Origin of the sequence: Snodgrassella communis (genome assembly GCF_914768045.1) — a bacterium.
GTDB classification, from domain to species: Bacteria; Pseudomonadota; Gammaproteobacteria; order Burkholderiales; family Neisseriaceae; genus Snodgrassella; species Snodgrassella communis.
In genome coordinates, this window is sequence record NZ_CAJZCD010000009.1 from 13,721 (window position 1) to 35,478 (window position 21,758).

The window sequence follows — 21,758 nt, forward strand, 5'->3', positions numbered from 1 at the left end:
AATTTTATAATAAAAATTTCCCACAATTCAGTTATAGATCCCTGAACAATATAATGATATTAACTCACAAATATAACAAAAGATATCGCTTACCTATAACCATTCAGATAAAAGCTTACCCTATCCACTGAAGAATCTGTTGCCGAATCTTGTCAGCACTTAATCCTATTTGATCAAGCACTTGTGTTGTATCACCATGTCCGGTAACCACATCAGGTATCCCCAGAGTCAATACCGGTTTATTCTGCTTATGCTGCGCCAGCACTTCAAGGACAGCACTTCCTGCGCCACCAATCTGGCTATTCTCTTCCAATGTAACCAAATAATCATATTCTGCTGCCAGTTGTAGCAATAGCTCCGCATCCAATGGCTTCACAAAACGCATATCTGCCACAGCAGCATCAATTGCATTAGCCACAATAAGGGCTGTTTGCACCATACTGCCAAATGCAATTAAAGCAATTTTGTCTCCTTGACGGCGCAGCACCCCCTTGCCAATCGGTACTGTAGCCAAATCAGCTCCTGCATCAACACCTGCACCTATACCACGAGGATAGCGTACAGCTGCAGGCTGATTAAGCTGATAGCAGCTTGATAGCAACAAACGACATTCACGCTCATCACTTGGCACTGCAATAACCAGATTAGGCACACAGCGCAGATAACTCAAATCATAAACACCAGCATGCGTTGGACCATCTGCCCCAACAATTCCGCCACGATCAATTGCAAACAAAACCGGTAAATTCTGTAATGCCACATCATGAATCAGCTGATCGTAAGCCCGTTGCAGGAAAGTTGAGTAAATTGCCACTACCGGCTTCATTTGCTCACAAGCTAAACCAGCTGCAAAAGTTACAGCGTGCTGCTCAGCAATACCGACATCAAAATAACGTTCTGGATATTGCCGGGCAAATTCTACCAGACCACTGCCTTCACGCATGGCTGGTGTAATTGCCAGCAAATTTTGATCTACTGCTGCCTGATCCAGTATCCATTGGCCGAAAATTTGGGTATAGGTAGGTTTAGACACCGTTACAGACGAATGCAACCCCTGCTGTGGATCAAACGCACTGACAGCATGAAAACTAACCGGATCATTTTCAGCCAGTTTATAACCATGACCTTTTTTAGTAATGATGTGCAATAGCTGCGGTCCTTTACGATTCCGCATATCCTGCAACACATCTACCAGCTGAATAACATCATGCCCATCAATCGGTCCCGAATAAGTAAAACCGAAATTATCGAATAAAGACAGCGTATCAGTACTGGTACTCTCTTCAATCAGATCTTTGATTTTATTTTCTACCCGCTGCGCTACATCCAGAGCTCCCGGCACTAAACCTAATACTTTTTCTGATTTATGTTTGATTGATTTCACCAACCCTTTAACATCATGCAAAGGATTTTTGGCCAGATATTTGGGCAGTGCACCGACATTTGGTGAAATAGACATCTCATTATCATTAAGAATAACCAGCAAATCAATATCCATATCACCAGCATTATTCAATGCTTCAAACGCCTGCCCCGCAGTCATCGCACCATCACCAATAATAGCAACATTGCGGTTAGTTTTATGCTGTAATTTATCAGCGACAGCCATACCCAGCGCAGCACCAATCGACGTAGAAGAATGACCAACACCAAACACATCGTATTCCGACTCGCTACGCTTGGGGAAACCTGCCAGACCACCACATTGACGCATAGTCGTCATACGTGTTTTACGCCCTGTCAGGATTTTGTGCGGATAACTCTGATGTCCTACATCCCAGATCAGATGATCTTGCGGCGTCTGGTATACATAGTGTAGAGCAACTGTTAATTCAACCGCGCCCAGATTACTGGCAAAATGTCCACCAGTTTTACTTACTGATTCCAGTAAATAAGCACGTAACTCATTTGCCAGCTGAGGTAACTGGTTCTTTTGCAAACGGCGCACATCCTGTGGTAAATCAATAGTATCAAGCAGAGGGGTAGGATTCATAATCAGACTTTACTTGTTATTAATGCAGATAACGGGCCATATACCAGCCAAACCAAGCGCACAGCAATTATATACTAACATACCCCCTGTACGGGGGTATTCATTTGATGTCAACAAATTATTTTATCCTGATTAATCAGAACAAGCTGTATACATCAAAACCATGACTAAAACATAAACATATACCCAAATTACTGACATCCATCAAAATCACTCACGATGGTATGGATGATTATGCAAAATCGACTGAGCACGGTAAAGCTGCTCAGTTAACAGTACACGCACCATGCCATGTGGCAAAGTTAGACTGGAAAGGCGCAATAACAAATTTGCCCGCTGCTTTAAACGATCAGTCAGCCCGTCAGCGCCACCGATAACAAAACACAGATTATCACCCTGTTGCTGCCATCGTTTCAGCCAATCCGCCAGTTCCATGGAAGTTGGCGCTTTCCCACGTTCATCCAGTACAATCAGATAACTATGTGAGGGAATAGCTGCAACAATACGTTCCTCTTCTGCGGCCATCGCCTGCGCAGCATTAATACCGGCACCACGTTTTTCCGGCTTGATTTCCCTAAGCTGAAACTGAATCTCACGGCCAAACCTTTTACTATAATCGGCTACCGCATAATCCACCCAGTGCGGCATTTTTGTTCCTACCGCCAGTACTGTAATATTCATTTAATCTCAATAAATATATCATCCAGCAAGCATCAATCTACTGCTTGCCATGGTTTAGCTGCGCCTGCATGAAAAGAAGGCTTCTCTCCACCCCATAAAGCTTCGATATCATAATAATCACGCACCGCAGGCTGCATCACATGAACAACCAGATCACCAGCATCAACCAGTGCCCATTCACCACTATCAAGGCCTTCCGTACTAATAATATCGTAACCAGCCTCTTTTAAATCCACAACAACATTATTTGCCAGAGCCTTTACCTGACGCGTACTGTCACCACTGGCAATAATCATCCGAGAAAACAGCGAAGTTTGTGCCGATGTATCCAGTACAGTAATGTCTTTACCTTTAACATCCTCGAGTGCATTAACGCCAATGGCTACCATATTGTCCCATTGCGCGATAAGATTTTCATCCATACAGTAAATATCCTATTGTGTTAAAAGCATTTCCTGCTCAGAAATACTCTATAAATATATAAATTATGCCTGATAAAGGCGTTCGCGGTCGATATACTCTGCCACACTAGCCGGAACGCAATCATGATTACCCATCGGCCATTGCTTTCGAATATCAGTGGAACTCACCGGTAAGAAAGATGCCTGCAATAACACTGCACGTCCGCCATCATTGCCCTCCGGTGTAGTCAGATTTTTAGCTAATGCTTCAGGTAACCATTGCTGTAATGTCGCAGGCAAAGCAGCTAAGCGTTGCTCGCCACGTTGAGCTATAGCTAGATTAACACCTTGTAATAAAGCCTCATAACGATGCCAGTTCGGTAATTGCAACAATGAATCCATTCCCAGCAACCACCATAACTGTGCCTGCGCAAATACCTGATGAAACAGAGACACAGTATCAATCGTATAAGTAGGTCCTTTACGTACCACATCACAATCAGACACACTAAAGCGTTCATCTACAGCAATCATCTGCTCCACCATAGCCAGACGCTGTGCCGCAGTAGTACGGGTAACAACTTGTTTATGATACGGTTCACCTGCTGGAATAAAAATAACACTTTCGAGTTCTAATTCATCAGCGAAAGCCTGCGCGATATGAATATGGCCATTGTGTGGTGGATCAAAAGTACCACCAAACAAACCGATACGTTTCATATTTTATTTCCGTTAACCACAATATTCAGCTTACCCGTAATCGGGTGAATGACCAGACCATGTACTTTAATCTCACTCGGCATCAATGGATGCTTACGTATCATATTAACCGAATGCATAATCGCATCTTCCACACTATCAAAATCAGTGAGCCATTTATGAAAATCTACGCCCGCATTCTCCAAAATTTCAAGACGCTCATCACTGACACCCCGAGCACGCATTCGATCAAGCATATCGGGGACATGCAATTCCTGCATACCACAATCATAATGCCCAATTACCATAATTTCATGCACATGCATCTCAAATACAGCCACCAGCAATGAGCGCATCACAGAACCCCATGGGTGAGTGACCAAAGCTCCTGCATTACGAATCACCTTGGCATCTCCATTTTTCAGCCCCAGAGCACGCGGTAATAAATCCAGAATTCGTGCGTCCATACAGGAAACAATAGCCAGATTTTTTTCTGGATACTTGTCCGTAAAAAACTGCTCATATTCTTCAGCATCAACAAATTTCTGGTTAAAGTCCATAATCTCATCAATTAAAGACATAATTCCTCCCTTTTCATTTATATAATAGCTGCACCCTGCTCAATATATCAGTGCATCAGCGCCCAGAATATATAGCTATAAAGTATTCAGGCAGCCGTAACGGCTGCCTGTTACAAACCGGATTATCTCACGCACCTAGCCAGAGCAGTTTGAATGCCCACAATAAAGCAATAATCCATACCATATAAGATACTTCTTTAACCTTACCACAGAACAACTTAATCAGTGCGTAACTGATAAAACCCATCGCTATGCCATCTGCAATAGAATAAGCAAAAGGCATAAAAATCAGAGTAAAGAATGCAGGTGCTGCCTCAGTAACATCTTTCCAGTCAATTTCTGTCATACTGCGCATCATCAGCACTCCTACATACAGCAATGCAGGGGCAGTAGCATATTCTGGAACACTAGCCGCTAGTTTAGAAAACCATAAACTGGCCAGCATCAAAACACCAACTACTACTGCTGTCAAACCAGTACGACCGCCAACAGCAGCTCCAGCCGCAGATTCCACATAAGCAGTAGTAGAAGAAGTGCCCAAACCAGCACCAACCACAATCGCGGTTGAATCAGCTAACAATGCCTTTTTCACTCGTGGCAACTTACCATCTACCAGCAAACCAGCGCGACCAGCAACACCGATCAGAACACCGGTACTGTCAAATAAATCCACAAAGAAAAATACAAAAATAACACTAACCAGACTCATGGTAAACAAATCATGAAAGTCTAGCTGCAAAAATGTCGGAGCCAACGAAGGAACTGGTGCAAACACGTGTTGAAATTGATTAAGTCCGGTTACAGAAGCAATTGCCGTAATTAATAAAATACCAATAATAATCCCGCCACGCACTCGGAAATGTTCCAATGCAACAATCAAACAGAAGCCGACAATTGCCAAAAGCACCTTTGGAGAATGAATATCACCCAAACTAACCAAAGTAGCTGGATTGGATACCACAATGCCGGCACTTTTCAGCGCCACCAGAGCCAGAAACAACCCGATGCCGCCACCAATGGAATATTTGAGGGAATTTGGTAACGAATTAACAATCGCCTCACGTACTTTAAACAAGCTCAGAATAATAAAAATGATGCCAGAAACAAAAACTGCTCCTAATGCTACCTGCCACGGAATACCCATACCCTTTACCACAGCATAAGTAAAATAAGCATTCAGCCCCATTCCGGGTGCCAGAGCTATCGGATAATTTGCTATCAGCCCCATCATCATACAAGCAAAGGCTGAAGAAATACAGGTAGCCACAAAAACCGCACCGAAATCCATACCGGCATCTTGAAGAATAGTGGGATTAACCACCAAAATATAACTCATTGCCAAAAAAGTGGTCAGACCAGCTAACACTTCAGTGCGTACACTGCTGCCACTTTCTTTAATTTTAAAAAAACGATCCAAAAAAGAAGTAACCGCTAGGCTCATGCCAATTCCTTTTAATACCGAAAAAAGGCCAGATAAAACCAGTTATCACCAAAAATTTTCCTGATAACCGGACAATAAAAAATTTAAATAACTACTACATCAAAATCCGACAACAAGCACAGCCTTTATACCTGTATTAATATGTACATGTACCTGTATTCACACGAGTGAACTAATGCGGTGTTTTTCCTCTATTCTGCAACTGAGTACTTTATTCGGCTAAGACTAACTTTCCGCGCAAAGAAAATGTATATGCTTCAGTAATTTCCAGCTCCACCATTTGATTAATCAAACGAGGATGTCCCGTAAAATTAACTACCCGGTTATTTGCCGAACGCGCTTGTAACTGGTCTGGATCCTTTTTCGACACTCCTTCCACCAGACAACGCTGCACACTACCAACCATAGACTGATTAATTCGAGCCGTTTCAGCTTCAATTACACTATTCAATGCTTCCAGACGACGTACCTTCTCAGCATGTGGCGTATCATCCGGCAAATTTGCTGCCGGTGTACCCGGACGAGGACTATAAATGAAGACAAAGCTTAAATCAAAAGCCAAGTCCTGTACCAACTTCAGAGTCTGCTCAAATTCACGTTCCGTTTCACCAGGAAAACCAACAATAAAGTCTGAGCTTAAACACAAATCCGGCCGGATAGCACGTAATTTGCGAATAATATGTTTATACTCAAGTGCAGTATAACCGCGCTTCATCGCTGTTAAGACACGATCAGAACCAGACTGTACCGGCAAATGCAAATGCGATACCAATTTCGGCAAATCACGATAGCATTCAATAATAGCATCAGAAAATTCACGCGGATGACTTGTCGTAAAGCGCATACGTTCAATACCCGGTATCTCGTGGACTATGCGTAACAAAGTAGCAAAATCACATACTTCACCATCGCCCATATCTCCACGATAGGCATTTACATTCTGTCCGAGCAGATTAATTTCCTTAACACCCTGTTGTGCCAGACCAGCAATTTCAGTTAAAACATCCTCCAGCGGGCGTGAAAACTCCTCACCACGGGTATAAGGCACAACACAAAAACTACAATACTTGGAACAGCCTTCCATAATCGAGACAAATGCTGCACCACCTTCAACCCGTGCAGGTGGCAGATGATCAAACTTTTCAATTTCCGGAAAAGAAATGTCTACTTGAGACAGACCACTGGTTTCCTTATCCTGAATCATCTTCGGCAAACGATGTAAAGTCTGCGGACCAAATACCACATCTACATAAGGCGCACGCTGAATAATTGCTTCACCTTCCTGTGAAGCAACACAACCGCCAACCCCGATAATCAAATCTGGATTCTTAGCTTTTAAAGGCCTGATGCGCCCTAAATCTGAAAATACTTTTTCCTGAGCTTTTTCTCGCACTGAGCAGGTATTAAAAAGAATAATATCCGCATCTTCGGCTCGGTCAGTGCGTTCTAATGGTTGCCCTTCAGCCAGTACAGACAGCATTTTTTCACTGTCATACTCATTCATTTGACAACCAAAAGTTCGTATAAATACTTTTTTCATATCACCTAACAATATTAATCAACCTGAGGATTATTCGGACGAACCAATGCATCTCGCTCCTCATCCGTCAATATCCAGATTTCCTGAATCTGATTTGCCTTATCAAATCGTACTGCTATAGGTATATTCTTAAACCGGTATAAAGTATTGTAAGTAACAAAACGATTACTAGTATCATGTACTCGGACTACTTTGCTTAACTGAAATGTTTTATTACCTTTCATTAAACCCAGACTTAAAGTGCGTAACCAAGCTTTTTTCGCCGTACCCAGCACCACCTGCTGTCCTTCAGCACTCTTCATCACAACAATACGAACATCATTAGGTAAAACACGACTAGCCCATACAAACGAAGAGGTAAAGAAAATCAAACCACATAACGCCAAACGCAAATACTTCATGTTTTCTCCTTAAATAACAATGAAGGTCAACTTACAGGCAATAATTATACGCAGAAGACAAATAACTAACAGCTTACAAAGCAAAAAAGTCTTTTAAAAGCTAGGCAACTAAATAATCAGCATATAAACATCAATTTAAACAAAAGTACCCTGCTAAATTTCAAGAAATACAATTAAATTGAAATCATACTTAGATTTTAGTTAAAGACAGCTCATAATCAATACTTACAACAAATTTCAACGTAAAATCCACATACTGATATACCTTAAAAGAAAACCCAAACAACAAGCCATCAACTAAACTTTATAAAATTGCGTGCTTTGGCCACCGAATTAAAACTAACGACTACATAACATTTAATATTATTCGCATATATTACTTACCAGCGAATACATTGAATTGATAAAGCAACAATATTAAACACAAGTCCAAATGCACAAATTAAAAAAGAAAAGTATCAAAGCCATCAAGCATAGAGGGAAACAAAACATCAAAATGAAACAAGCCAGCCCAACGGCTGGCTTGTCTGTGTAGCCTGATTACTCAGCTACAGCTTGTGTTTCAGGAGCTTTCTCAACTAACTCAACTAAAGCTAGTGGAGCATTATCACCCTTACGAAAACCATACTTCAATATGCGCAGATAGCCACCATTACGATTAGCAAAGCGCGGGCCTAACTCATTAAAAAGTTTCACCACAACGTCACGATCACGCGTACGATTAAAAGCTAAACGATGATTAGCCAATGAAGGCTTTTTACCTAAAGTAATCAATGGTTCAGCTACACGACGTAACTCTTTTGCTTTAGGCAAGGTAGTTACAATTGCTTCGTGAGTCAACAAAGAATTGGCCATATTACGCAACATAGCAGCACGGTGACTACTGGTGCGGTTTAATTTGCGGTTACCATTACGATGACGCATGTCATTATCCTTTAATCATCAAACTTGAGGCTTTTCCAGACTGGCCGGTGGCCAGGCTTCTAGTTTTGAACCCAACGTCAAACCTTTGGAAGCCAAAACTTCCTTGATTTCGTTCAGAGATTTTCTACCCAAATTCGGGGTTTTCAATAATTCAGTCTCTGTGCGTTGAATCAAATCGCCAATATAGTAAATATCTTCAGCTTTCAAGCAGTTTGCTGAACGAACAGTCAACTCCAGATCATCAACTGGACGAAGCAAAATCGGATCAATTGGTGGTTCTTTTTCTTCCACCACCGCAACCGGAGTACCCTGTAAATCGGCAAAAATTGACATCTGGTCAATTAAAATACAGGCCGCACTGCGAACCGCTTCTTCTGGATCAATAGCACCATTGGTTTCAATATCCAGAACCAAGCGGTCTAAATCAGTACGCTGCTCTACACGAGCGGGTTCCACTTCAAAGCTAACACGACTGATAGGCGAAAAGCTTGCATCTAGTTGAATAGCGCCGATACGTTTGTGGTCGTCTTTATTTCGACGTCCTGACACAGATTCATAACCTCGACCTTGTTCAACCTTAATTTCCATATTAATACTACCACCTTCAGAAAGATGGCAAATAACATAATCAGGGTTAACAATTTCGACATCGTGTGGTAACTCTATATCAGCAGCAGTAACAACACCTGCACCTGATTTTTTCAGACTTAAAGTTACCTCTGTGCGGCCATGCACCTTGAATACTACGCCCTTCAGATTCAGCAGGATATCAACGACATCCTCCTGTACGCTGTCAAGCGTAGAGTATTCATGCAATACGCCTTCAATCGTTACTTCTGTCGACGCATAACCATTCATTGATGACAGTAAGATACGACGCAAAGCATTACCCAACGTATGGCCGAAACCACGTTCAAAAGGCTCCATAGACACTTTGGCACGGGTTGCAGACAAGGTGTCAACGTCAATTTGACGTGGCTTCAAGAATTCGGATGTGTTTTGCATTTAACTGTCCTCACTTAACCAGCTTTATTTAGAGTAAAACTCTACCACCAGCTGTTCATTAATATCGCCACTCAATTCAGTGCGATCTGGCATGTTTTTGAAAACACCTTCCAGTTTGCCCTCTTCAACGGAAACCCAGCTTGGCAAACCAATCTGACTGGCCAAACTGAATGCTTCCTGAATGCGCACCTGTTTTTTGGCTTTTTCGCGAACAGCAACAACATCACCAGCTTTTACCTGAAAAGAAGGAATGTTCACAACCTGACCGTTCACGGTAATGGCTTTGTGAGATACCAACTGACGAGCCTCAGCGCGGGTAGAACCAAAACCCATGCGGTATACCACATTATCTAAACGAGATTCCAACAACTGAAGCAGCAGTTCACCAGTCGAACCTTTACGACGGGCTGCTTCAGCAAAATAACGGCGAAACTGACGTTCTAAAACACCGTAAATACGGCGGATTTTCTGTTTCTCACGCAATTGCAAACCATAACCAGATAAACGCGGTTTTTTCGCACCATGCTGGCCAGGAGCAGAGTCCAATTTACATTTAGAATCCAGAGAGCGACGTGCACTCTTCAGGAACAGATCAGTGCCCTCACGACGGGCTAATTTACATTTCGGGCCGGTATAACGTGCCATACTCAAATACTCCTGTTAGATACGACGTTTTTTTGGTGGCCGACAACCATTGTGTGGCAATGGTGTAACGTCTGTAATACTGGTAATCTTAAAACCAAGAGCGTTGAGCGCACGTACAGAAGATTCGCGACCAGGACCCGGCCCCTTAATACGAACTTCCAGATTTTTTACGCCATACTCTTGGGCAACTTTACCAGCTGCTTCAGCCGCAACCTGAGCGGCAAATGGTGTGCTCTTACGTGAACCTTTAAAACCAGCACCGCCAGAGGTAGCCCAAGATAATGCATTGCCCTGACGATCAGTGATAGTAATGATGGTATTATTAAAAGATGCATGTACATGCACAATACCTTCACTTACAGATTTACGTACTTTCTTGCGCACACGAGCTGTGTTTGCTTTAGCCATTATTGTTCCTTATCAATTATTTCTTGCCTGCAATCGCCTTACGCGGACCTTTACGCGTACGTGCATTGGTACGAGTACGCTGACCACGACAGGGTAAACCACGGCGATGACGCAGACCACGATAACAGCCCATGTCCATCAAACGTTTGATGTTCATGGTCACTTCACGACGCAAATCACCTTCTACATGGTATTTGGCAATCTGTTCACGTAAAGCATCAAGTTGAGCCTCGTCCAAATCTTTTACTTTAGTGCTCGGCACAACGCCGGCAGCTTCGCAAACCAGTTTAGCGCGAGACGAACCAATACCATAAATAGCCTGAAGGCCAATTACGATATGGGCATTGTTAGGGATATTTACCCCTGCAATACGAGCCATATTTTTTCCTTAGGGCAAAAAGTCTGTCACTATAACACAAAGACTTATGGTTATCCAATTAGCCTTGACGTTGTTTATGACGAGGGTCAGTACAAATCACACGTACAACACGGTTGCGACGAATGATTTTACAATTGCGGCAAATTTTTTTTACCGATGGCTGAACGCGCATATTATTTCCTTTCTACTCTTAGCGGGCGCGGAAAACGATGCGAGCACGAGTCAAATCGTACGGAGTCAATTCAACAGTCACTTTATCTCCAGGAGAAATGCGAATATAGTGCATACGCATTTTCCCAGAAATATGACCTAAAACAACGTGATCGTTTTCAAGTTTAACTTTAAAAGTTGCGTTGGGCAGGGTTTCAAGGATTTCACCCTGCATTTGTATGGTATCTTCTTTAGCCATAATACTTAACGACGTGATGATAATGATTTCATCGCAGAACGCTTCATTAAATGTTCGTACTGACTACTCATAACATATGAAGCAATTTGCGTTTTAAAATCCATGGTCACCACCACCAGAATAAGTAGTGAGGTGCCACCTAGGTAGAAAGGTACATTCATCGCAGAAGTCAGTACTTCTGGAATCAGGCACACGATAGCTATATAAATTGCGCCCCAAAAAGTCAAGCGCAATACAACTCTCTCCAGATAACGGCTGGTTTGTTCACCAGGGCGAATACCCGGCACGAAAGCACCACTTTTCTTCAGATTTTCTGCCATTTCTCTTGGACTAAATACAAGAGCCGTATAGAAATAACAAAAGAAGATAATAGTAGCTGCAAATAGCAAAATATAAACAGGCTGACCATGCTGTAACAAACTGGCCAGTTTCTGTAGCCATCCATCCTGATTTGCCGAACCAAACCAGCTTAGCAGAGTAGACGGAAACAAAATAATGCTGGATGCAAAAATCGGCGGAATAACCCCAGCCATATTCAATTTAAATGGTAAATGGGAATTTTGCGCTTGCATAATGCGATTACCAACTTGTCGCTTAGCATATTGCACTGGTACTTTACGCTGTGCACTCTCTATATACACAACTGCATATATTAATGCTAAAGCACCCACGATCAGGGCAACAGCCATCAGATAACTGATAGATCCCTGACTAGTTAATGTTAACAAGCGACCAATACCGGCAGGCAGACTGGCTGCAATACCGGCAGTAATAATCAGCGAAATGCCATTACCAATACCACGTTCAGTAATCTGTTCACCCAACCACATTAAAAACATAGTTCCGGTAACCAGGCAGACCATGGTTGAAAAATAAAATTCAAATTGGCTGGATACTACAACATTCTGCTGATAAACAAATGCGGCAGCTCCAAAACTTTGCAAGGTAGCCAGCAAAACGGTGCCATAACGCGTATATTTGGTCAAAGTACGGCGCCCAGCTTCTCCCTCCTTTTTAAGTGCTTTCAAGGCAGGAATAATTTCAGAAGCTAGTTGGACAATAATTGACGCTGAAATATAAGGCATCACACCTATTGCAAAGATACTGAATCGTTGCAACGAACCGCCGGAAAACATATTAAGCATGCTTAATATGCCTCCGCCGGCACTTTCATACAGTTTGGTCAAAGCAGCACCATCCACACCGGGCACTGGTATATGCGAACCGATGCGGAATACAACCAACGCACCAAGTAAAAACATCAGACGATTTTTTAAATCACCGAACTTTGAAAGTCCTGTTGCGGATTGCGGATTAGCCACTTGATTCCTTGCCTTATTCTGCTACTTTACCACCGGCAGCTTCAATGGCCTGTTGCGCACCTTTGGTGGCTTTAATACCATTTAAAGTTACCGCCTTATCAATACTGCCCGATGCAATGATTTTAACATTTAAAGCAGTAGCAGGCACTAGTCCAGCTTGTTTTAGTACCAAAACATCTATTTCGCTAACTGCAACTTTAGCCAGATCATCTAAACGCACTTCAGCATTAAAACCGGCAGTTAAAGATTTAAAGCCACGTTTCGGTAGACGACGCTGCAAAGGCATCTGACCACCTTCGAAACCAACCTTATGATAACCACCTTTACGGCTTTTCTGCCCCTTGTGACCACGGCCACAAGTTTTGCCCAAACCACTGCCGATACCACGACCCACACGGCGAGCCGCATGTTTGGCACCTACAGCTGGTTGAATGGTATTCAAAAGCATGTTACTTCTCCACTTTCAAAAGGTAGCTGATTTTGTTGATCATGCCACGATTTTCGGGGGTATCAAGCACTTCAACGGTATGTTCACGGTGACGTAAACCTAAGCCACGCGCACAGGCACGATGAGCAGCAATAGTACCGATCAGGCTTTTAGCCAATGTAATACGAATGGTTTTTTGCTCACTCATGATCTGCTCCTAAAATTTCTTCTACGGTCAGGCCACGTTTGGCAGCAATCTCAGCAGGCGTATACAGTTTAGACAAACCATCCAACGTTGCACGTACAATATTGTACGGATTAGTTGAACCATGTACTTTAGCTGAAATATTATGAATACCCATAGCATCAAATACTAAGCGCATTGGGCCACCAGCTTTCACACCATTACCTTCTTTGGCAGGTTGCATAAATACGCGAGTAGCGCCATGACGTCCGATTACTTCATGGTGAATAGTACTACCATTCAATGGTACTTTAATCATATTACGACGGGCTTGATCCATAGCTTTCTGTACAGCTACAGGTACTTCTTTGGATTTACCTTTACCCATACCGATACGACCATCGCCGTCACCAACCACGGTTAAAGCCGAGAAAGCCATGATGCGGCCACCTTTAACCACTTTAGTCACACGGTTTACGGCAACCATCTTTTCGATCAGGCCGTCACCGCGTTCTTCAGTTTCGTGTTTTGCCATATTTCTGGTCTCCAGTTTATTAGAAGCTCAAGCCGTTTTCACGGGCTGCCTCAGCCAACGCTTTGACACGACCATGGTATTGAAAACCTGAACGGTCAAATGCTACCGCCTCAATGCCAGCTGCTTTGGCTTTCTCAGCAATGCGTTTACCAACTACTACAGCAGCGTCAACGTTGCTGCCGTATTTGATGCTGGAACGCACATCAGCTTCCAGAGTAGAAGCCTGAGCTAATACTTTGTCACCTTCTGCGCTAATAACCTGGGCATAAATGTGATTATTGGTGCGGAAAACGCACAATCTCACTTTGTTCAGAGCTGCAATTTTGGCACGGGTTTTACGTGCACGACGCAGTCTTGCTACATTTTTATCCATCAGTGAGCCTCAATTATTTTTTCTTGGTTTCTTTGATAACGACACGCTCATCAGCATAACGTACACCTTTACCTTTATAAGGCTCTGGTGGACGGAATCCACGAATTTCAGCGGCCACCTGCCCTACTACCTGCTTATCAGCACCAGCGATAATTACTTCGGTAGCTGAAGGAGTTGTGGCAGTGATGCCTTCTGGCAATTCATAATTAATTGGATGAGAATAACCTAAAGAAAGATTCAATACTTTACCTTGGGCTTGAGCGCGATAACCTACACCAATCAGTTGCAGTTTTTTCTCAAAACCACTGCTTACACCTACGACCATGTTGTGCAATAACGCGCGTACCGTACCAGATAAAGCATTTGCTTTAGAACTGTTGTCATTAGCGGTAACAACCAACTGCCCATCAGTCAATGCCACATTCACTTCTGCATGCTGATGCAAAGATAATTCGCCGTTTTTACCTTTAACAATAATAGCCTCTGGAGAAAACTTAACGTCAACGCCAGCCGGAACTACTACCGGATGTTTTGCAATTCGAGACATGTTTTCCCCTTAGGCAACCACGCACAACAACTCACCACCAATACCATTGGCACGGGCTTTACGGTCAGTCATTACGCCTTTAGAAGTGCTTACAATCACAACGCCCAGACCATTCATTACAGAAGGAATGTCGTTGGAACCCTTATACACACGCAGACCAGGACGTGATACGCGTTGAATGCGCTCAATCACAGGCTGACCAGCATAGTATTTCAATTGTATTTCCAATGTCGCCTTGATTTCAGCAGATACAACGAAGTCTTCTATATAACCTTCTTCTTTCAGAACTTTGGCAATGGCCACTTTTAACTTGGAAGAAGGCATGCTTACAGAAGCTTTATTCGCACGCTGAGCGTTGCGAATACGGGTCAACATATCGGAAATAGGATCATGCATACTCATATTTTATACTCCTATTACCAGCTGGCTTTGATTACGCCCGGAATTTCACCACGCATGGCGATTTCACGGATTTTGGTACGGGCCAAGCCGAATTTACGGAAATTACCACGCGGACGACCAGTCAAAGCGCAGCGACGACGTTGACGAATCGGAGCAGCATTACGCGGAATAGCCTGTAACTTCAGACGTGCCTGAAAATGCTCTTCATCAGTCGCATTGGCATCGTTGATGATAGCGAAAATGGCTTCGCGTTTGGCAGCATATTTTTTTGCCAAAGCTTCGCGCTTCAGCTCACGATTAATAAGTGCTTTCTTAGCCATAATTAACCCTTAAACGGAAATTTGAACAGAGACAGCAGTGCTTTTGCTTCTGCATCAGTTTTAGCAGTTGTGGTAATGGTAATATTCAAACCACGCAAAGCATCAATTTTATCGTATTCAATTTCCGGGAAAATAATTTGTTCACGCACACCCATGTTGTAGTTACCACGGCCATCGAATGATTTACCATTCACACCACGAAAGTCACGCACACGTGGCAGGGCAATAGCAATCAGGCGATCCAGAAACTCATACATACGGTCGCGACGTAAGGTTACCTTACAGCCGATTGGGTAGTTATCGCGAATTTTAAAACCAGCGATTGACTTGCGTGCTACAGTTACAACCGGTTTCTGACCTGCAATTTTTTCCAGATCACCAACCGCATGCTCCATTACTTTTTTATCAGCAACCGCTTCACCTACACCCATGTTCAGGGTGATTTTTTCAATACGCGGTACTTCCATGATAGATTTGTAACCGAATTGTTTGGTCAACTCAGGAACAACAGTGGTGTTATAAAAGTCTTTTAAACGAGCCATTGATTACTCCTTAAGCTCCCACGGCGGCACCGGTAGATTTGTATACACGGGTGCGTACTACTTTTCCGTCTACTGTTTCTACCTTGATACCTACGCGGTCAGCTTTTTGGGTTTCCGGATTGAAAATTGCTACATTGGAAATAGCCAATGGCGCATCTTTGGTAATTACACCACCTTCAATCCCACGCATGGGGTTAGGTTTTTGATGACGTTTAACACGGTTAACACCGTCAACGATCACTTTTTCACCCAGAACACGCACTACTTTACCCTGTTTGCCCTTATCTTTACCGGCAATGACGATCACTTGATCACCAGTCTTAATCTTTTTCATTGCAACCTCACTTACAGTACTTCAGGAGCCAATGAAACGATTTTCATGAATCGCTCAGTACGTAGCTCACGGGTTACCGGGCCAAAAATACGGGTACCAATAGGTTCCAGTTTGGTATTCAACAGCACGGCTGCATTGTTATCAAATTTGATTAGCGCGCCATCGTTCCGGCGCACGCCTTTAGCTGTACGTACTACTACAGCATTATATACGTCGCCTTTTTTAACGCGGCCACGAGGAGCTGCGTCTTTTACGGCCACTTTGATAATGTCGCCTACAGATGCGTAGCGACGCTTAGATCCACCTAATACTTTGATGCACATTACACGGCGCGCACCAGAGTTGTCAGCCACATCTAAGATGGTCTGCATTTGAATCATGTTATTACCTTTTAAAATCCAACTTAATTTACCGCTTTCAATTAGCCTGATAACACTTAAAGCTATTTGAAACCATTAACGGTTCTAGTAAACCAGTCTTGGGTCCCGAAGGGAGAGCTCCGGCGAGTGCCGGACACTTTCAAGAAACTGAAAGTTAAGGAACGAAGTTTACAGACAATATCTGATTGTCGCAAGACTTCGTTCCCTAATTGAAGCACATTGTTGTGTTAATTACACATTGCGCGCTTTTTCAATCAGCTCTGTTACAACCCAGCTTTTGGTTTTTGACAATGGGCGACCTTCAGAAATGACAACAACGTCACCAATACCATATTGGTTCTGCTCATCATGTGCATGGATTTTGGTAGAACGGCGAATCACTTTGCCATACAGCGGGTGTTTTACCTTACGCTCTACCAATACGGTTACGGTTTTATCCATTTTGTCGCTCACGACTTTGCCCTGCAAAGTACGTACGTTTTTAGCTTCAGTCATCATTCACCATCCTTCTGGTGCAAAATGGTTTTTACACGAGCAATATTACGACGCACTTTTTTCAGCTCACTGTTCTTACCCAGCTGGCCGGTGGCATGCTGCATACGCAATCCAAACTGCGCTTTCAACAGACCAACCAGTTCTTCGTTTAACTGCTCAACAGATTTGTCTTTCAATTCACTGGTTTTCATTATTGACCTACCTGGCGTTTAACAAATACGGTCTGAATCGGCAATTTGGCAGCAGCCAGCTCAAAAGCCTGACGTGCCAAAGTTTCATCTACACCGTCCATTTCGTAGAGCATTTTGCCCGGCTGGATTTCGGCAATGTAATATTCCACATTACCTTTACCGCCACCCATACGCACCTGAATTGGTTTTTCAGTGATAGGTTTATCTGGGAATACACGAATCCAGATACGACCACCACGTTTAATGTGACGTGTCATCGCACGACGTGCTGCCTCAATCTGGCGCGCAGTCAGACGACCACGACCCACAGCTTTCAGACCAAAATCACCAAAGCTGACTTTATTGCCACGAGTAGCAATACCGGTGTTGCGGCCTTTTTGCTGTTTGCGGTATTTCATTCTAGTTGGCTGCAGCATTTCGACCACCTGCCTTTCTGCTGTGTTTCTTGTCCTGTTCCGGCTTAGCCTGAATTTCACCCGGTGTCAATTCACCTTTGTAAACCCAGACTTTGATACCGATGATGCCATATGTAGTTTTGGCTTCGCTAGTTGCGTAGTCAACATTGGCACGCAGGGTATGCAAGGGTACACGACCTTCACGATACCACTCGGTGCGAGCAATTTCGATACCGTTCAAACGACCAGAAGACATGATTTTAATGCCTTTAGCACCAACGCGCATGGCATTTTGCATAGCACGTTTCATGGCACGGCGAAACATTACACGTTTTTCCAGCTGTGCAGCGATATTGTCGGCAATGATTTGCGCATCGATTTCCGGTTTGCGGATTTCTTCGATGTTGACATGTACCGGCACACCCATGATTTTCTGCAAATCACGTTTTAATACTTCAATGTCTTCGCCTTTTTTACCAATTACAATCCCTGGACGAGCACTATAAATGGTAATACGTGCAGATTTAGCCGGACGTTCAATTACAACACGACCAACAGAAGCATTAGCCAGACGTTTACGCAAAAAATTACGTACGTCGATATCTTCTTTTAGCACTTTGGAAAAGTCGCCACTTTTGGCAAACCACTTGGAAGACCAATCTTTATTCACTGCCAGGCGAAAGCCTGTAGGGTTAATTTTTTGTCCCATCGCTTTTCCTTAGTTGCCCACAATCACGTTGATGTGACAAGTTTGTTTCTCAATGCGATTACCACGACCTTTGGCGCGTGCCTGAAAACGTTTCAGACTTGGACCTTTGTCGACATAGATGGTAACCACTTTCAATTCGTCGATATCGGCACCTTCGTTATGCTCGGCATTAGCCACAGCAGATTCCAGTACCTTTTTGATCAACTCAGCACCTTTTTTCGGGCTGAATGTCAGAATATTCAACGCTTGGGCAATATCTTTGCCACGCACCAGATCAGCAACCAGACGGGCTTTTTGCGCAGAAATGCGGGCATTTTTATGTTGTGCACTAACTCTCATGTTTTATCCCTTATTTTTTAGCCTTCTTATCAGCCAGATGGCCTTTGAAGGTACGGGTCAATGAGAACTCACCTAATTTGTGGCCAACCATATTGTCGCTGATGAAAACTGGCACGTGGGTACGGCCGTTGTGTACAGCAATGGTCAAACCGATAAAATCAGGCAGAATAGTGGAACGACGTGACCAGGTTTTAATCGGGCGCTTGTCGTTAGTAGCACGAGCCGCATCGACTTTTTTCAGTAAATGCAGGTCGACATATGGGCCTTTTTTTAATGAACGAGCCATATCAGTTAACCTTTATTTGAGTAACGGCGGCGAACAATCATATTGTTCGTGCGTTTATTACGACGAGTACGATAACCTTTGGTCGGTGTACCCCATGGACTAACAGGTTCACGAGCTTCACCAGTACGACCTTCACCACCACCATGTGGGTGATCAACCGGGTTCATTACCACACCACGTACAGTAGGACGGATACCGCGCCAGCGTTTAGCACCGGCTTTACCCAGTTTTTGCAGGCTTTGTTCTTCGTTGCCTACTTCGCCAATAGTGGCACGGCAGTCAACATGGATTTTACGTACTTCACCAGAACGCAGACGCAGCTGGGCATATACACCTTCTTTAGCCAACAGTACGGCAGATGCGCCAGCTGAGCGGGCAATCTGTGCACCTTTACCTGGTTTCATTTCGATACAGTGGAGCGTTGTACCAACCGGAATATTGCGAATTGGCAGATTATTACCAGCTTTAATCGCAGCTTCAGAACCGGAAACCAGCACAGCACCTACTTGCACATTGCGTGGAGCAATGATGTAACGGCGTTCACCATCTGTAAAGCACAACAGAGCAATGTGTGCAGTACGGTTTGGGTCATACTCAATGCGTTCTACTTTGGCAGCAATACCGTCTTTATCGTTACGTTTGAAGTCTACAACACGGTAATGGTGTTTATGGCCACCACCTTTATGACGAGTGGTAATCCGTCCACCGTGGTTACGACCAGCGGTTGAAGATTGTTTTTCCAATAATGGTGCATATGGCGCACCTTTGTGCAAACCTTCTGTTACCACGCGTACCATGCCGCGACGGCCAGCAGAAGTCGGCTTCATTTTAACAATAGCCATAGTGCTTATTCCTTATCTGCAGAAGCGGCAGCAGATTCGATATCCAGCTCCTGACCAGCCGCCAGGCTGACATAAGCTTTTTTCACATCACTGCGCTTACCGATGGTACGGCCAAAACGTTTATTTTTACCTTTAATGATGGTAGTGGCTACAGAATCCACTTTCACATTAAATAACACCTCCACAGCAGCTTTGATTTCCTGTTTGGTGGCATTTGGCAATACTTTAAACGTCATCTGGTTGCGTTTTTCAGCCAGCATGTTGCTTTTTTCAGTCACAACAGGAGCCAAGAGCACTTGCATTAAACGTTGTTGATTCATACCCATTGCTCCTCAAGTTGTGCAACTGCTGCTTTGGTAAGCACTACTTTCTTAAAGCGTAACAGATTGTACGGATCAGTTTGTTGTGCTTCTAAAACCAATACATTCGGCAGGTTGCGGCTAGACAAGTATACGTTTTCATCCAGCTGTTTGGTGATGAACAAGACTTGTTCCATACCCAGATTTTTTACCTGTTCGGCAAATGCTTTGGTTTTCGGCGTAGCAGCAGATAATTCATCAATAACAAACAGGCGTTCGTCACGTACCAGCTGAGACAAGATAGCCGCCATACCTGCACGGTACATCTTACGATTTACTTTCTGGGTAAAATTTTCATCTGGTTTATTTGGGAACGCACGACCACCACTGCGCCACAGCGGAGAAGATGTCATACCAGAACGGGCACGGCCAGTTCCTTTCTGACGCCATGGTTTTTTAGTGGAATGTTTTACTTCGGCACGAGTCAACTGTGAACGGTTACCGGAGCGGGCATTAGCCAGAAAAGCAGTAACCAGCTGGTGAACCAGATCTTCATTGTATTCACGTGCAAACAATGCATCAGAAGCAGCAACAGCACCTGCTACCTGACCTTGGGCATCAATTAATTTCAGTTCCATTACGCACCTACCTTCACGCTCGGACGCACGACAACGTCGCTGTTAACCGCACCGGGCACTGCACCTTTCACCAGCAACAGCTGACGTTCGGTATCTACGCGTACGATTTCCAGATTCTGAATGGTGGATTTAACGTTGCCGTACTGACCAGCCATACGTTTACCTGGGAATACACGACCCGGATCCTGTGCCATACCGGTTGAACCTGGTACGCGATGAGAACGGGAGTTACCGTGAGAAGCACGTTGAGAACCAAAATTGTGACGTTTGATGGTGCCAGAAAAGCCTTTACCCTTGCTGGTACCAGTGACATCAATCAACTGACCTGCTGCAAAAATGCCGACATTAATTTCAGCACCAACAGACAATTCAGCCAATTTTTCTTCAGAAACAGCAAATTCTACTAAGCCTCGACCAGCTTCAACACCAGCTTTGGCAAAGTGACCTGCCTGCGCCTTGCTTACGCGATTGGCTTTTTTCTGACCGAAAGTCACCTGTACGGCAGTGTAGCCGTCGGTAGCTTCGGATTTGAGTTGAGTGACGCGATTAGCAGACATATCCAGTACAGTTACCGGAACTGAAGCGCCGTTCTCATCGAACACACGCGTCATGCCTACTTTGCGCCCAACCAGACCTAAAGTCATAGTTATTTCCTTTTATAAAGGGACCAATTACGATTGATTGGCCTCGC

Annotated in this window: 36 protein-coding genes; all 36 read right to left on the bottom strand. The window is 43.8% G+C overall.

What is annotated here, in order from left to right; translation table 11 throughout:
* Nucleotides 1–115 precede the first annotated feature (115 nt).
* On the bottom strand, nt 116–1,993 hold the full coding sequence (gene dxs / locus MJ761_RS08775) for a 1-deoxy-D-xylulose-5-phosphate synthase (RefSeq protein ID WP_093092391.1): 1,878 nt from the start codon (nt 1,991–1,993) through the stop codon (nt 116–118).
* Nucleotides 1,994–2,203: 210 nt separating this feature from the next.
* On the bottom strand, nt 2,204–2,674 hold the full coding sequence (gene rlmH, locus MJ761_RS08780; RefSeq protein WP_093092393.1) for a 23S rRNA (pseudouridine(1915)-N(3))-methyltransferase RlmH: 471 nt from the start codon (nt 2,672–2,674) through the stop codon (nt 2,204–2,206).
* Nucleotides 2,675–2,706: 32 nt separating this feature from the next.
* Nucleotides 2,707–3,096 (bottom strand): ribosome silencing factor, encoded by a 390-nt coding sequence (rsfS, locus tag MJ761_RS08785; RefSeq protein WP_037406998.1) that lies wholly within the window; start codon nt 3,094–3,096, stop codon nt 2,707–2,709.
* A 63-nt stretch (nt 3,097–3,159) separates the two neighbouring features.
* A complete protein-coding gene (nadD, locus tag MJ761_RS08790; protein WP_093092395.1) occupies nt 3,160–3,795 on the bottom strand; it encodes a nicotinate-nucleotide adenylyltransferase in 636 nt (211 codons plus the stop codon).
* The gene (locus MJ761_RS08795; protein ID WP_037406993.1) at nt 3,792–4,355 is read right to left on the bottom strand and encodes a beta-class carbonic anhydrase; all 564 of its coding nucleotides are present in this window, start codon (nt 4,353–4,355) and stop codon (nt 3,792–3,794) included. Before MJ761_RS08795 ends, nadD begins: the two co-directional genes overlap by 4 nt.
* A gap of 127 nt (nt 4,356–4,482) precedes the next feature.
* Nucleotides 4,483–5,796 carry an NCS2 family permease gene (locus tag MJ761_RS08800; protein ID WP_093092397.1) on the bottom strand — a complete coding sequence of 438 codons (1,314 nt, stop codon included), beginning with the start codon at nt 5,794–5,796 and terminating at the stop codon, nt 4,483–4,485.
* A gap of 211 nt (nt 5,797–6,007) precedes the next feature.
* The gene (gene miaB / locus MJ761_RS08805) at nt 6,008–7,336 is read right to left on the bottom strand and encodes a tRNA (N6-isopentenyl adenosine(37)-C2)-methylthiotransferase MiaB (protein ID WP_093092399.1); all 1,329 of its coding nucleotides are present in this window, start codon (nt 7,334–7,336) and stop codon (nt 6,008–6,010) included.
* A gap of 14 nt (nt 7,337–7,350) precedes the next feature.
* Nucleotides 7,351–7,737, bottom strand: coding sequence for a hypothetical protein (locus MJ761_RS08810; protein ID WP_093092401.1), 387 nt, complete (start codon nt 7,735–7,737; stop codon nt 7,351–7,353).
* Between the two features lie 540 nt (nt 7,738–8,277).
* A complete protein-coding gene (rplQ, locus tag MJ761_RS08815) occupies nt 8,278–8,661 on the bottom strand; it encodes a 50S ribosomal protein L17 (protein WP_093092403.1) in 384 nt (127 codons plus the stop codon).
* A gap of 18 nt (nt 8,662–8,679) precedes the next feature.
* Nucleotides 8,680–9,666, bottom strand: a complete 987-nt coding sequence (locus tag MJ761_RS08820; protein ID WP_093092405.1) for a DNA-directed RNA polymerase subunit alpha — start codon at nt 9,664–9,666, stop codon at nt 8,680–8,682.
* A gap of 24 nt (nt 9,667–9,690) precedes the next feature.
* Nucleotides 9,691–10,311 carry a 30S ribosomal protein S4 gene (rpsD, locus tag MJ761_RS08825; RefSeq protein ID WP_025331687.1) on the bottom strand — a complete coding sequence of 207 codons (621 nt, stop codon included), beginning with the start codon at nt 10,309–10,311 and terminating at the stop codon, nt 9,691–9,693.
* 15 nt (nt 10,312–10,326) lie between these two features.
* Entirely contained in the window at nt 10,327–10,719 is a 393-nt protein-coding gene (gene rpsK, locus MJ761_RS08830) for a 30S ribosomal protein S11 (protein ID WP_025331688.1), read from the bottom strand.
* Between the two features lie 16 nt (nt 10,720–10,735).
* Entirely contained in the window at nt 10,736–11,098 is a 363-nt protein-coding gene (rpsM, locus tag MJ761_RS08835; RefSeq protein WP_037406984.1) for a 30S ribosomal protein S13, read from the bottom strand.
* Nucleotides 11,099–11,156: 58 nt separating this feature from the next.
* Nucleotides 11,157–11,270: a 50S ribosomal protein L36 gene (rpmJ, locus tag MJ761_RS08840; protein WP_003697674.1), complete on the bottom strand. Its 114-nt coding sequence runs from the start codon at nt 11,268–11,270 to the stop codon at nt 11,157–11,159.
* 18 nt (nt 11,271–11,288) lie between these two features.
* Nucleotides 11,289–11,507 (bottom strand): translation initiation factor IF-1, encoded by a 219-nt coding sequence (gene infA, locus MJ761_RS08845; protein ID WP_003684714.1) that lies wholly within the window; start codon nt 11,505–11,507, stop codon nt 11,289–11,291.
* Nucleotides 11,508–11,512: 5 nt separating this feature from the next.
* A complete protein-coding gene (gene secY / locus MJ761_RS08850; RefSeq protein ID WP_093092407.1) occupies nt 11,513–12,829 on the bottom strand; it encodes a preprotein translocase subunit SecY in 1,317 nt (438 codons plus the stop codon).
* A gap of 13 nt (nt 12,830–12,842) precedes the next feature.
* The gene (gene rplO / locus MJ761_RS08855) at nt 12,843–13,277 is read right to left on the bottom strand and encodes a 50S ribosomal protein L15 (RefSeq protein ID WP_093092410.1); all 435 of its coding nucleotides are present in this window, start codon (nt 13,275–13,277) and stop codon (nt 12,843–12,845) included.
* 1 nt (nt 13,278) lies between these two features.
* A complete protein-coding gene (gene rpmD, locus MJ761_RS08860) occupies nt 13,279–13,464 on the bottom strand; it encodes a 50S ribosomal protein L30 (protein WP_037406978.1) in 186 nt (61 codons plus the stop codon).
* Nucleotides 13,457–13,975: a 30S ribosomal protein S5 gene (gene rpsE / locus MJ761_RS08865; RefSeq protein ID WP_093092412.1), complete on the bottom strand. Its 519-nt coding sequence runs from the start codon at nt 13,973–13,975 to the stop codon at nt 13,457–13,459. Before rpsE ends, rpmD begins: the two co-directional genes overlap by 8 nt.
* Before the next feature lie 19 nt (nt 13,976–13,994).
* Nucleotides 13,995–14,348 carry a 50S ribosomal protein L18 gene (gene rplR, locus MJ761_RS08870; RefSeq protein WP_037406974.1) on the bottom strand — a complete coding sequence of 118 codons (354 nt, stop codon included), beginning with the start codon at nt 14,346–14,348 and terminating at the stop codon, nt 13,995–13,997.
* A gap of 13 nt (nt 14,349–14,361) precedes the next feature.
* Nucleotides 14,362–14,895, bottom strand: coding sequence for a 50S ribosomal protein L6 (rplF, locus tag MJ761_RS08875; protein ID WP_037406972.1), 534 nt, complete (start codon nt 14,893–14,895; stop codon nt 14,362–14,364).
* Between the two features lie 9 nt (nt 14,896–14,904).
* Nucleotides 14,905–15,297 carry a 30S ribosomal protein S8 gene (gene rpsH, locus MJ761_RS08880; RefSeq protein WP_037406970.1) on the bottom strand — a complete coding sequence of 131 codons (393 nt, stop codon included), beginning with the start codon at nt 15,295–15,297 and terminating at the stop codon, nt 14,905–14,907.
* A gap of 14 nt (nt 15,298–15,311) precedes the next feature.
* Nucleotides 15,312–15,617 (bottom strand): 30S ribosomal protein S14, encoded by a 306-nt coding sequence (rpsN, locus tag MJ761_RS08885; protein WP_025331697.1) that lies wholly within the window; start codon nt 15,615–15,617, stop codon nt 15,312–15,314.
* Nucleotides 15,618–15,619: 2 nt separating this feature from the next.
* Nucleotides 15,620–16,159, bottom strand: coding sequence for a 50S ribosomal protein L5 (rplE, locus tag MJ761_RS08890; RefSeq protein ID WP_025331698.1), 540 nt, complete (start codon nt 16,157–16,159; stop codon nt 15,620–15,622).
* A gap of 10 nt (nt 16,160–16,169) precedes the next feature.
* Complete coding sequence (rplX, locus tag MJ761_RS08895; protein WP_037406968.1) at nt 16,170–16,493, bottom strand: 50S ribosomal protein L24; 324 nt, start codon at nt 16,491–16,493, stop codon at nt 16,170–16,172.
* 11 nt (nt 16,494–16,504) lie between these two features.
* Nucleotides 16,505–16,873 carry a 50S ribosomal protein L14 gene (gene rplN / locus MJ761_RS08900; protein ID WP_025331700.1) on the bottom strand — a complete coding sequence of 123 codons (369 nt, stop codon included), beginning with the start codon at nt 16,871–16,873 and terminating at the stop codon, nt 16,505–16,507.
* A gap of 231 nt (nt 16,874–17,104) precedes the next feature.
* A complete protein-coding gene (gene rpsQ / locus MJ761_RS08905; protein WP_025331701.1) occupies nt 17,105–17,368 on the bottom strand; it encodes a 30S ribosomal protein S17 in 264 nt (87 codons plus the stop codon).
* Nucleotides 17,368–17,559: a 50S ribosomal protein L29 gene (gene rpmC, locus MJ761_RS08910; RefSeq protein ID WP_025331702.1), complete on the bottom strand. Its 192-nt coding sequence runs from the start codon at nt 17,557–17,559 to the stop codon at nt 17,368–17,370. The genes rpsQ and rpmC overlap by 1 nt, the downstream gene beginning before the upstream one ends.
* Nucleotides 17,559–17,975 (bottom strand): 50S ribosomal protein L16, encoded by a 417-nt coding sequence (rplP, locus tag MJ761_RS08915; protein WP_037394618.1) that lies wholly within the window; start codon nt 17,973–17,975, stop codon nt 17,559–17,561. Before rplP ends, rpmC begins: the two co-directional genes overlap by 1 nt.
* The gene (rpsC, locus tag MJ761_RS08920; RefSeq protein ID WP_093092414.1) at nt 17,959–18,663 is read right to left on the bottom strand and encodes a 30S ribosomal protein S3; all 705 of its coding nucleotides are present in this window, start codon (nt 18,661–18,663) and stop codon (nt 17,959–17,961) included. The genes rplP and rpsC overlap by 17 nt, the downstream gene beginning before the upstream one ends.
* A gap of 9 nt (nt 18,664–18,672) precedes the next feature.
* Nucleotides 18,673–19,002, bottom strand: coding sequence for a 50S ribosomal protein L22 (gene rplV, locus MJ761_RS08925; RefSeq protein WP_037406961.1), 330 nt, complete (start codon nt 19,000–19,002; stop codon nt 18,673–18,675).
* 10 nt (nt 19,003–19,012) lie between these two features.
* Entirely contained in the window at nt 19,013–19,288 is a 276-nt protein-coding gene (gene rpsS, locus MJ761_RS08930; protein ID WP_037406960.1) for a 30S ribosomal protein S19, read from the bottom strand.
* A gap of 5 nt (nt 19,289–19,293) precedes the next feature.
* On the bottom strand, nt 19,294–20,130 hold the full coding sequence (gene rplB, locus MJ761_RS08935; protein WP_037406958.1) for a 50S ribosomal protein L2: 837 nt from the start codon (nt 20,128–20,130) through the stop codon (nt 19,294–19,296).
* Between the two features lie 5 nt (nt 20,131–20,135).
* Complete coding sequence (rplW, locus tag MJ761_RS08940; RefSeq protein WP_176715075.1) at nt 20,136–20,450, bottom strand: 50S ribosomal protein L23; 315 nt, start codon at nt 20,448–20,450, stop codon at nt 20,136–20,138.
* Nucleotides 20,447–21,067 (bottom strand): 50S ribosomal protein L4, encoded by a 621-nt coding sequence (gene rplD, locus MJ761_RS08945; protein WP_025331819.1) that lies wholly within the window; start codon nt 21,065–21,067, stop codon nt 20,447–20,449. Before rplD ends, rplW begins: the two co-directional genes overlap by 4 nt.
* Complete coding sequence (rplC, locus tag MJ761_RS08950) at nt 21,067–21,711, bottom strand: 50S ribosomal protein L3 (RefSeq protein ID WP_037406952.1); 645 nt, start codon at nt 21,709–21,711, stop codon at nt 21,067–21,069. Before rplC ends, rplD begins: the two co-directional genes overlap by 1 nt.
* Nucleotides 21,712–21,758: the final 47 nt, after the last annotated feature.

What these genes read in the sequence shown, in the direction of transcription:
- rpsM (WP_037406984.1), bottom strand. Translation starts at nt 11,098, where the DNA reads ATGGCTCGTATTGCAGGGGTAAATATCCCTAACAATGCCCATATCGTA.
- rplD (WP_025331819.1), bottom strand. Translation starts at nt 21,067, where the DNA reads ATGGAACTGAAATTAATTGATGCCCAAGGTCAGGTAGCAGGTGCTGTT.
- rpsE (WP_093092412.1), bottom strand. Translation starts at nt 13,975, where the DNA reads ATGGCAAAACACGAAACTGAAGAACGCGGTGACGGCCTGATCGAAAAG.
- rplR (WP_037406974.1), bottom strand. Translation starts at nt 14,348, where the DNA reads ATGGATAAAAATGTAGCAAGACTGCGTCGTGCACGTAAAACCCGTGCC.
- rpmC (WP_025331702.1), bottom strand. Translation starts at nt 17,559, where the DNA reads ATGAAAACCAGTGAATTGAAAGACAAATCTGTTGAGCAGTTAAACGAA.
- rplP (WP_037394618.1), bottom strand. Translation starts at nt 17,975, where the DNA reads ATGCTGCAGCCAACTAGAATGAAATACCGCAAACAGCAAAAAGGCCGC.
- rplN (WP_025331700.1), bottom strand. Translation starts at nt 16,873, where the DNA reads ATGATTCAAATGCAGACCATCTTAGATGTGGCTGACAACTCTGGTGCG.
- rsfS (WP_037406998.1), bottom strand. Translation starts at nt 3,096, where the DNA reads ATGGATGAAAATCTTATCGCGCAATGGGACAATATGGTAGCCATTGGC.
- rplC (WP_037406952.1), bottom strand. Translation starts at nt 21,711, where the DNA reads ATGACTTTAGGTCTGGTTGGGCGCAAAGTAGGCATGACGCGTGTGTTC.
- rplB (WP_037406958.1), bottom strand. Translation starts at nt 20,130, where the DNA reads ATGGCTATTGTTAAAATGAAGCCGACTTCTGCTGGCCGTCGCGGCATG.
- rpsK (WP_025331688.1), bottom strand. Translation starts at nt 10,719, where the DNA reads ATGGCTAAAGCAAACACAGCTCGTGTGCGCAAGAAAGTACGTAAATCT.
- dxs (WP_093092391.1), bottom strand. Translation starts at nt 1,993, where the DNA reads ATGAATCCTACCCCTCTGCTTGATACTATTGATTTACCACAGGATGTG.
- MJ761_RS08820 (WP_093092405.1), bottom strand. Translation starts at nt 9,666, where the DNA reads ATGCAAAACACATCCGAATTCTTGAAGCCACGTCAAATTGACGTTGAC.
- rplV (WP_037406961.1), bottom strand. Translation starts at nt 19,002, where the DNA reads ATGAGAGTTAGTGCACAACATAAAAATGCCCGCATTTCTGCGCAAAAA.
- rplW (WP_176715075.1), bottom strand. Translation starts at nt 20,450, where the DNA reads ATGAATCAACAACGTTTAATGCAAGTGCTCTTGGCTCCTGTTGTGACT.
- rpsD (WP_025331687.1), bottom strand. Translation starts at nt 10,311, where the DNA reads ATGGCACGTTATACCGGCCCGAAATGTAAATTAGCCCGTCGTGAGGGC.
- miaB (WP_093092399.1), bottom strand. Translation starts at nt 7,336, where the DNA reads ATGAAAAAAGTATTTATACGAACTTTTGGTTGTCAAATGAATGAGTAT.
- rplE (WP_025331698.1), bottom strand. Translation starts at nt 16,159, where the DNA reads ATGGCTCGTTTAAAAGACTTTTATAACACCACTGTTGTTCCTGAGTTG.
- rpsQ (WP_025331701.1), bottom strand. Translation starts at nt 17,368, where the DNA reads ATGACTGAAGCTAAAAACGTACGTACTTTGCAGGGCAAAGTCGTGAGC.
- rplX (WP_037406968.1), bottom strand. Translation starts at nt 16,493, where the DNA reads ATGAAAAAGATTAAGACTGGTGATCAAGTGATCGTCATTGCCGGTAAA.
- rpsN (WP_025331697.1), bottom strand. Translation starts at nt 15,617, where the DNA reads ATGGCTAAGAAAGCACTTATTAATCGTGAGCTGAAGCGCGAAGCTTTG.
- rplF (WP_037406972.1), bottom strand. Translation starts at nt 14,895, where the DNA reads ATGTCTCGAATTGCAAAACATCCGGTAGTAGTTCCGGCTGGCGTTGAC.
- MJ761_RS08810 (WP_093092401.1), bottom strand. Translation starts at nt 7,737, where the DNA reads ATGAAGTATTTGCGTTTGGCGTTATGTGGTTTGATTTTCTTTACCTCT.
- rpsS (WP_037406960.1), bottom strand. Translation starts at nt 19,288, where the DNA reads ATGGCTCGTTCATTAAAAAAAGGCCCATATGTCGACCTGCATTTACTG.
- rlmH (WP_093092393.1), bottom strand. Translation starts at nt 2,674, where the DNA reads ATGAATATTACAGTACTGGCGGTAGGAACAAAAATGCCGCACTGGGTG.
- rpmD (WP_037406978.1), bottom strand. Translation starts at nt 13,464, where the DNA reads ATGAGTGAGCAAAAAACCATTCGTATTACATTGGCTAAAAGCCTGATC.
- MJ761_RS08800 (WP_093092397.1), bottom strand. Translation starts at nt 5,796, where the DNA reads ATGAGCCTAGCGGTTACTTCTTTTTTGGATCGTTTTTTTAAAATTAAA.
- rpsC (WP_093092414.1), bottom strand. Translation starts at nt 18,663, where the DNA reads ATGGGACAAAAAATTAACCCTACAGGCTTTCGCCTGGCAGTGAATAAA.
- rpmJ (WP_003697674.1), bottom strand. Translation starts at nt 11,270, where the DNA reads ATGCGCGTTCAGCCATCGGTAAAAAAAATTTGCCGCAATTGTAAAATC.
- nadD (WP_093092395.1), bottom strand. Translation starts at nt 3,795, where the DNA reads ATGAAACGTATCGGTTTGTTTGGTGGTACTTTTGATCCACCACACAAT.
- MJ761_RS08795 (WP_037406993.1), bottom strand. Translation starts at nt 4,355, where the DNA reads ATGTCTTTAATTGATGAGATTATGGACTTTAACCAGAAATTTGTTGAT.
- rplO (WP_093092410.1), bottom strand. Translation starts at nt 13,277, where the DNA reads ATGCTTTTGAATACCATTCAACCAGCTGTAGGTGCCAAACATGCGGCT.
- rplQ (WP_093092403.1), bottom strand. Translation starts at nt 8,661, where the DNA reads ATGCGTCATCGTAATGGTAACCGCAAATTAAACCGCACCAGTAGTCAC.
- rpsH (WP_037406970.1), bottom strand. Translation starts at nt 15,297, where the DNA reads ATGAGTATGCATGATCCTATTTCCGATATGTTGACCCGTATTCGCAAC.
- infA (WP_003684714.1), bottom strand. Translation starts at nt 11,507, where the DNA reads ATGGCTAAAGAAGATACCATACAAATGCAGGGTGAAATCCTTGAAACC.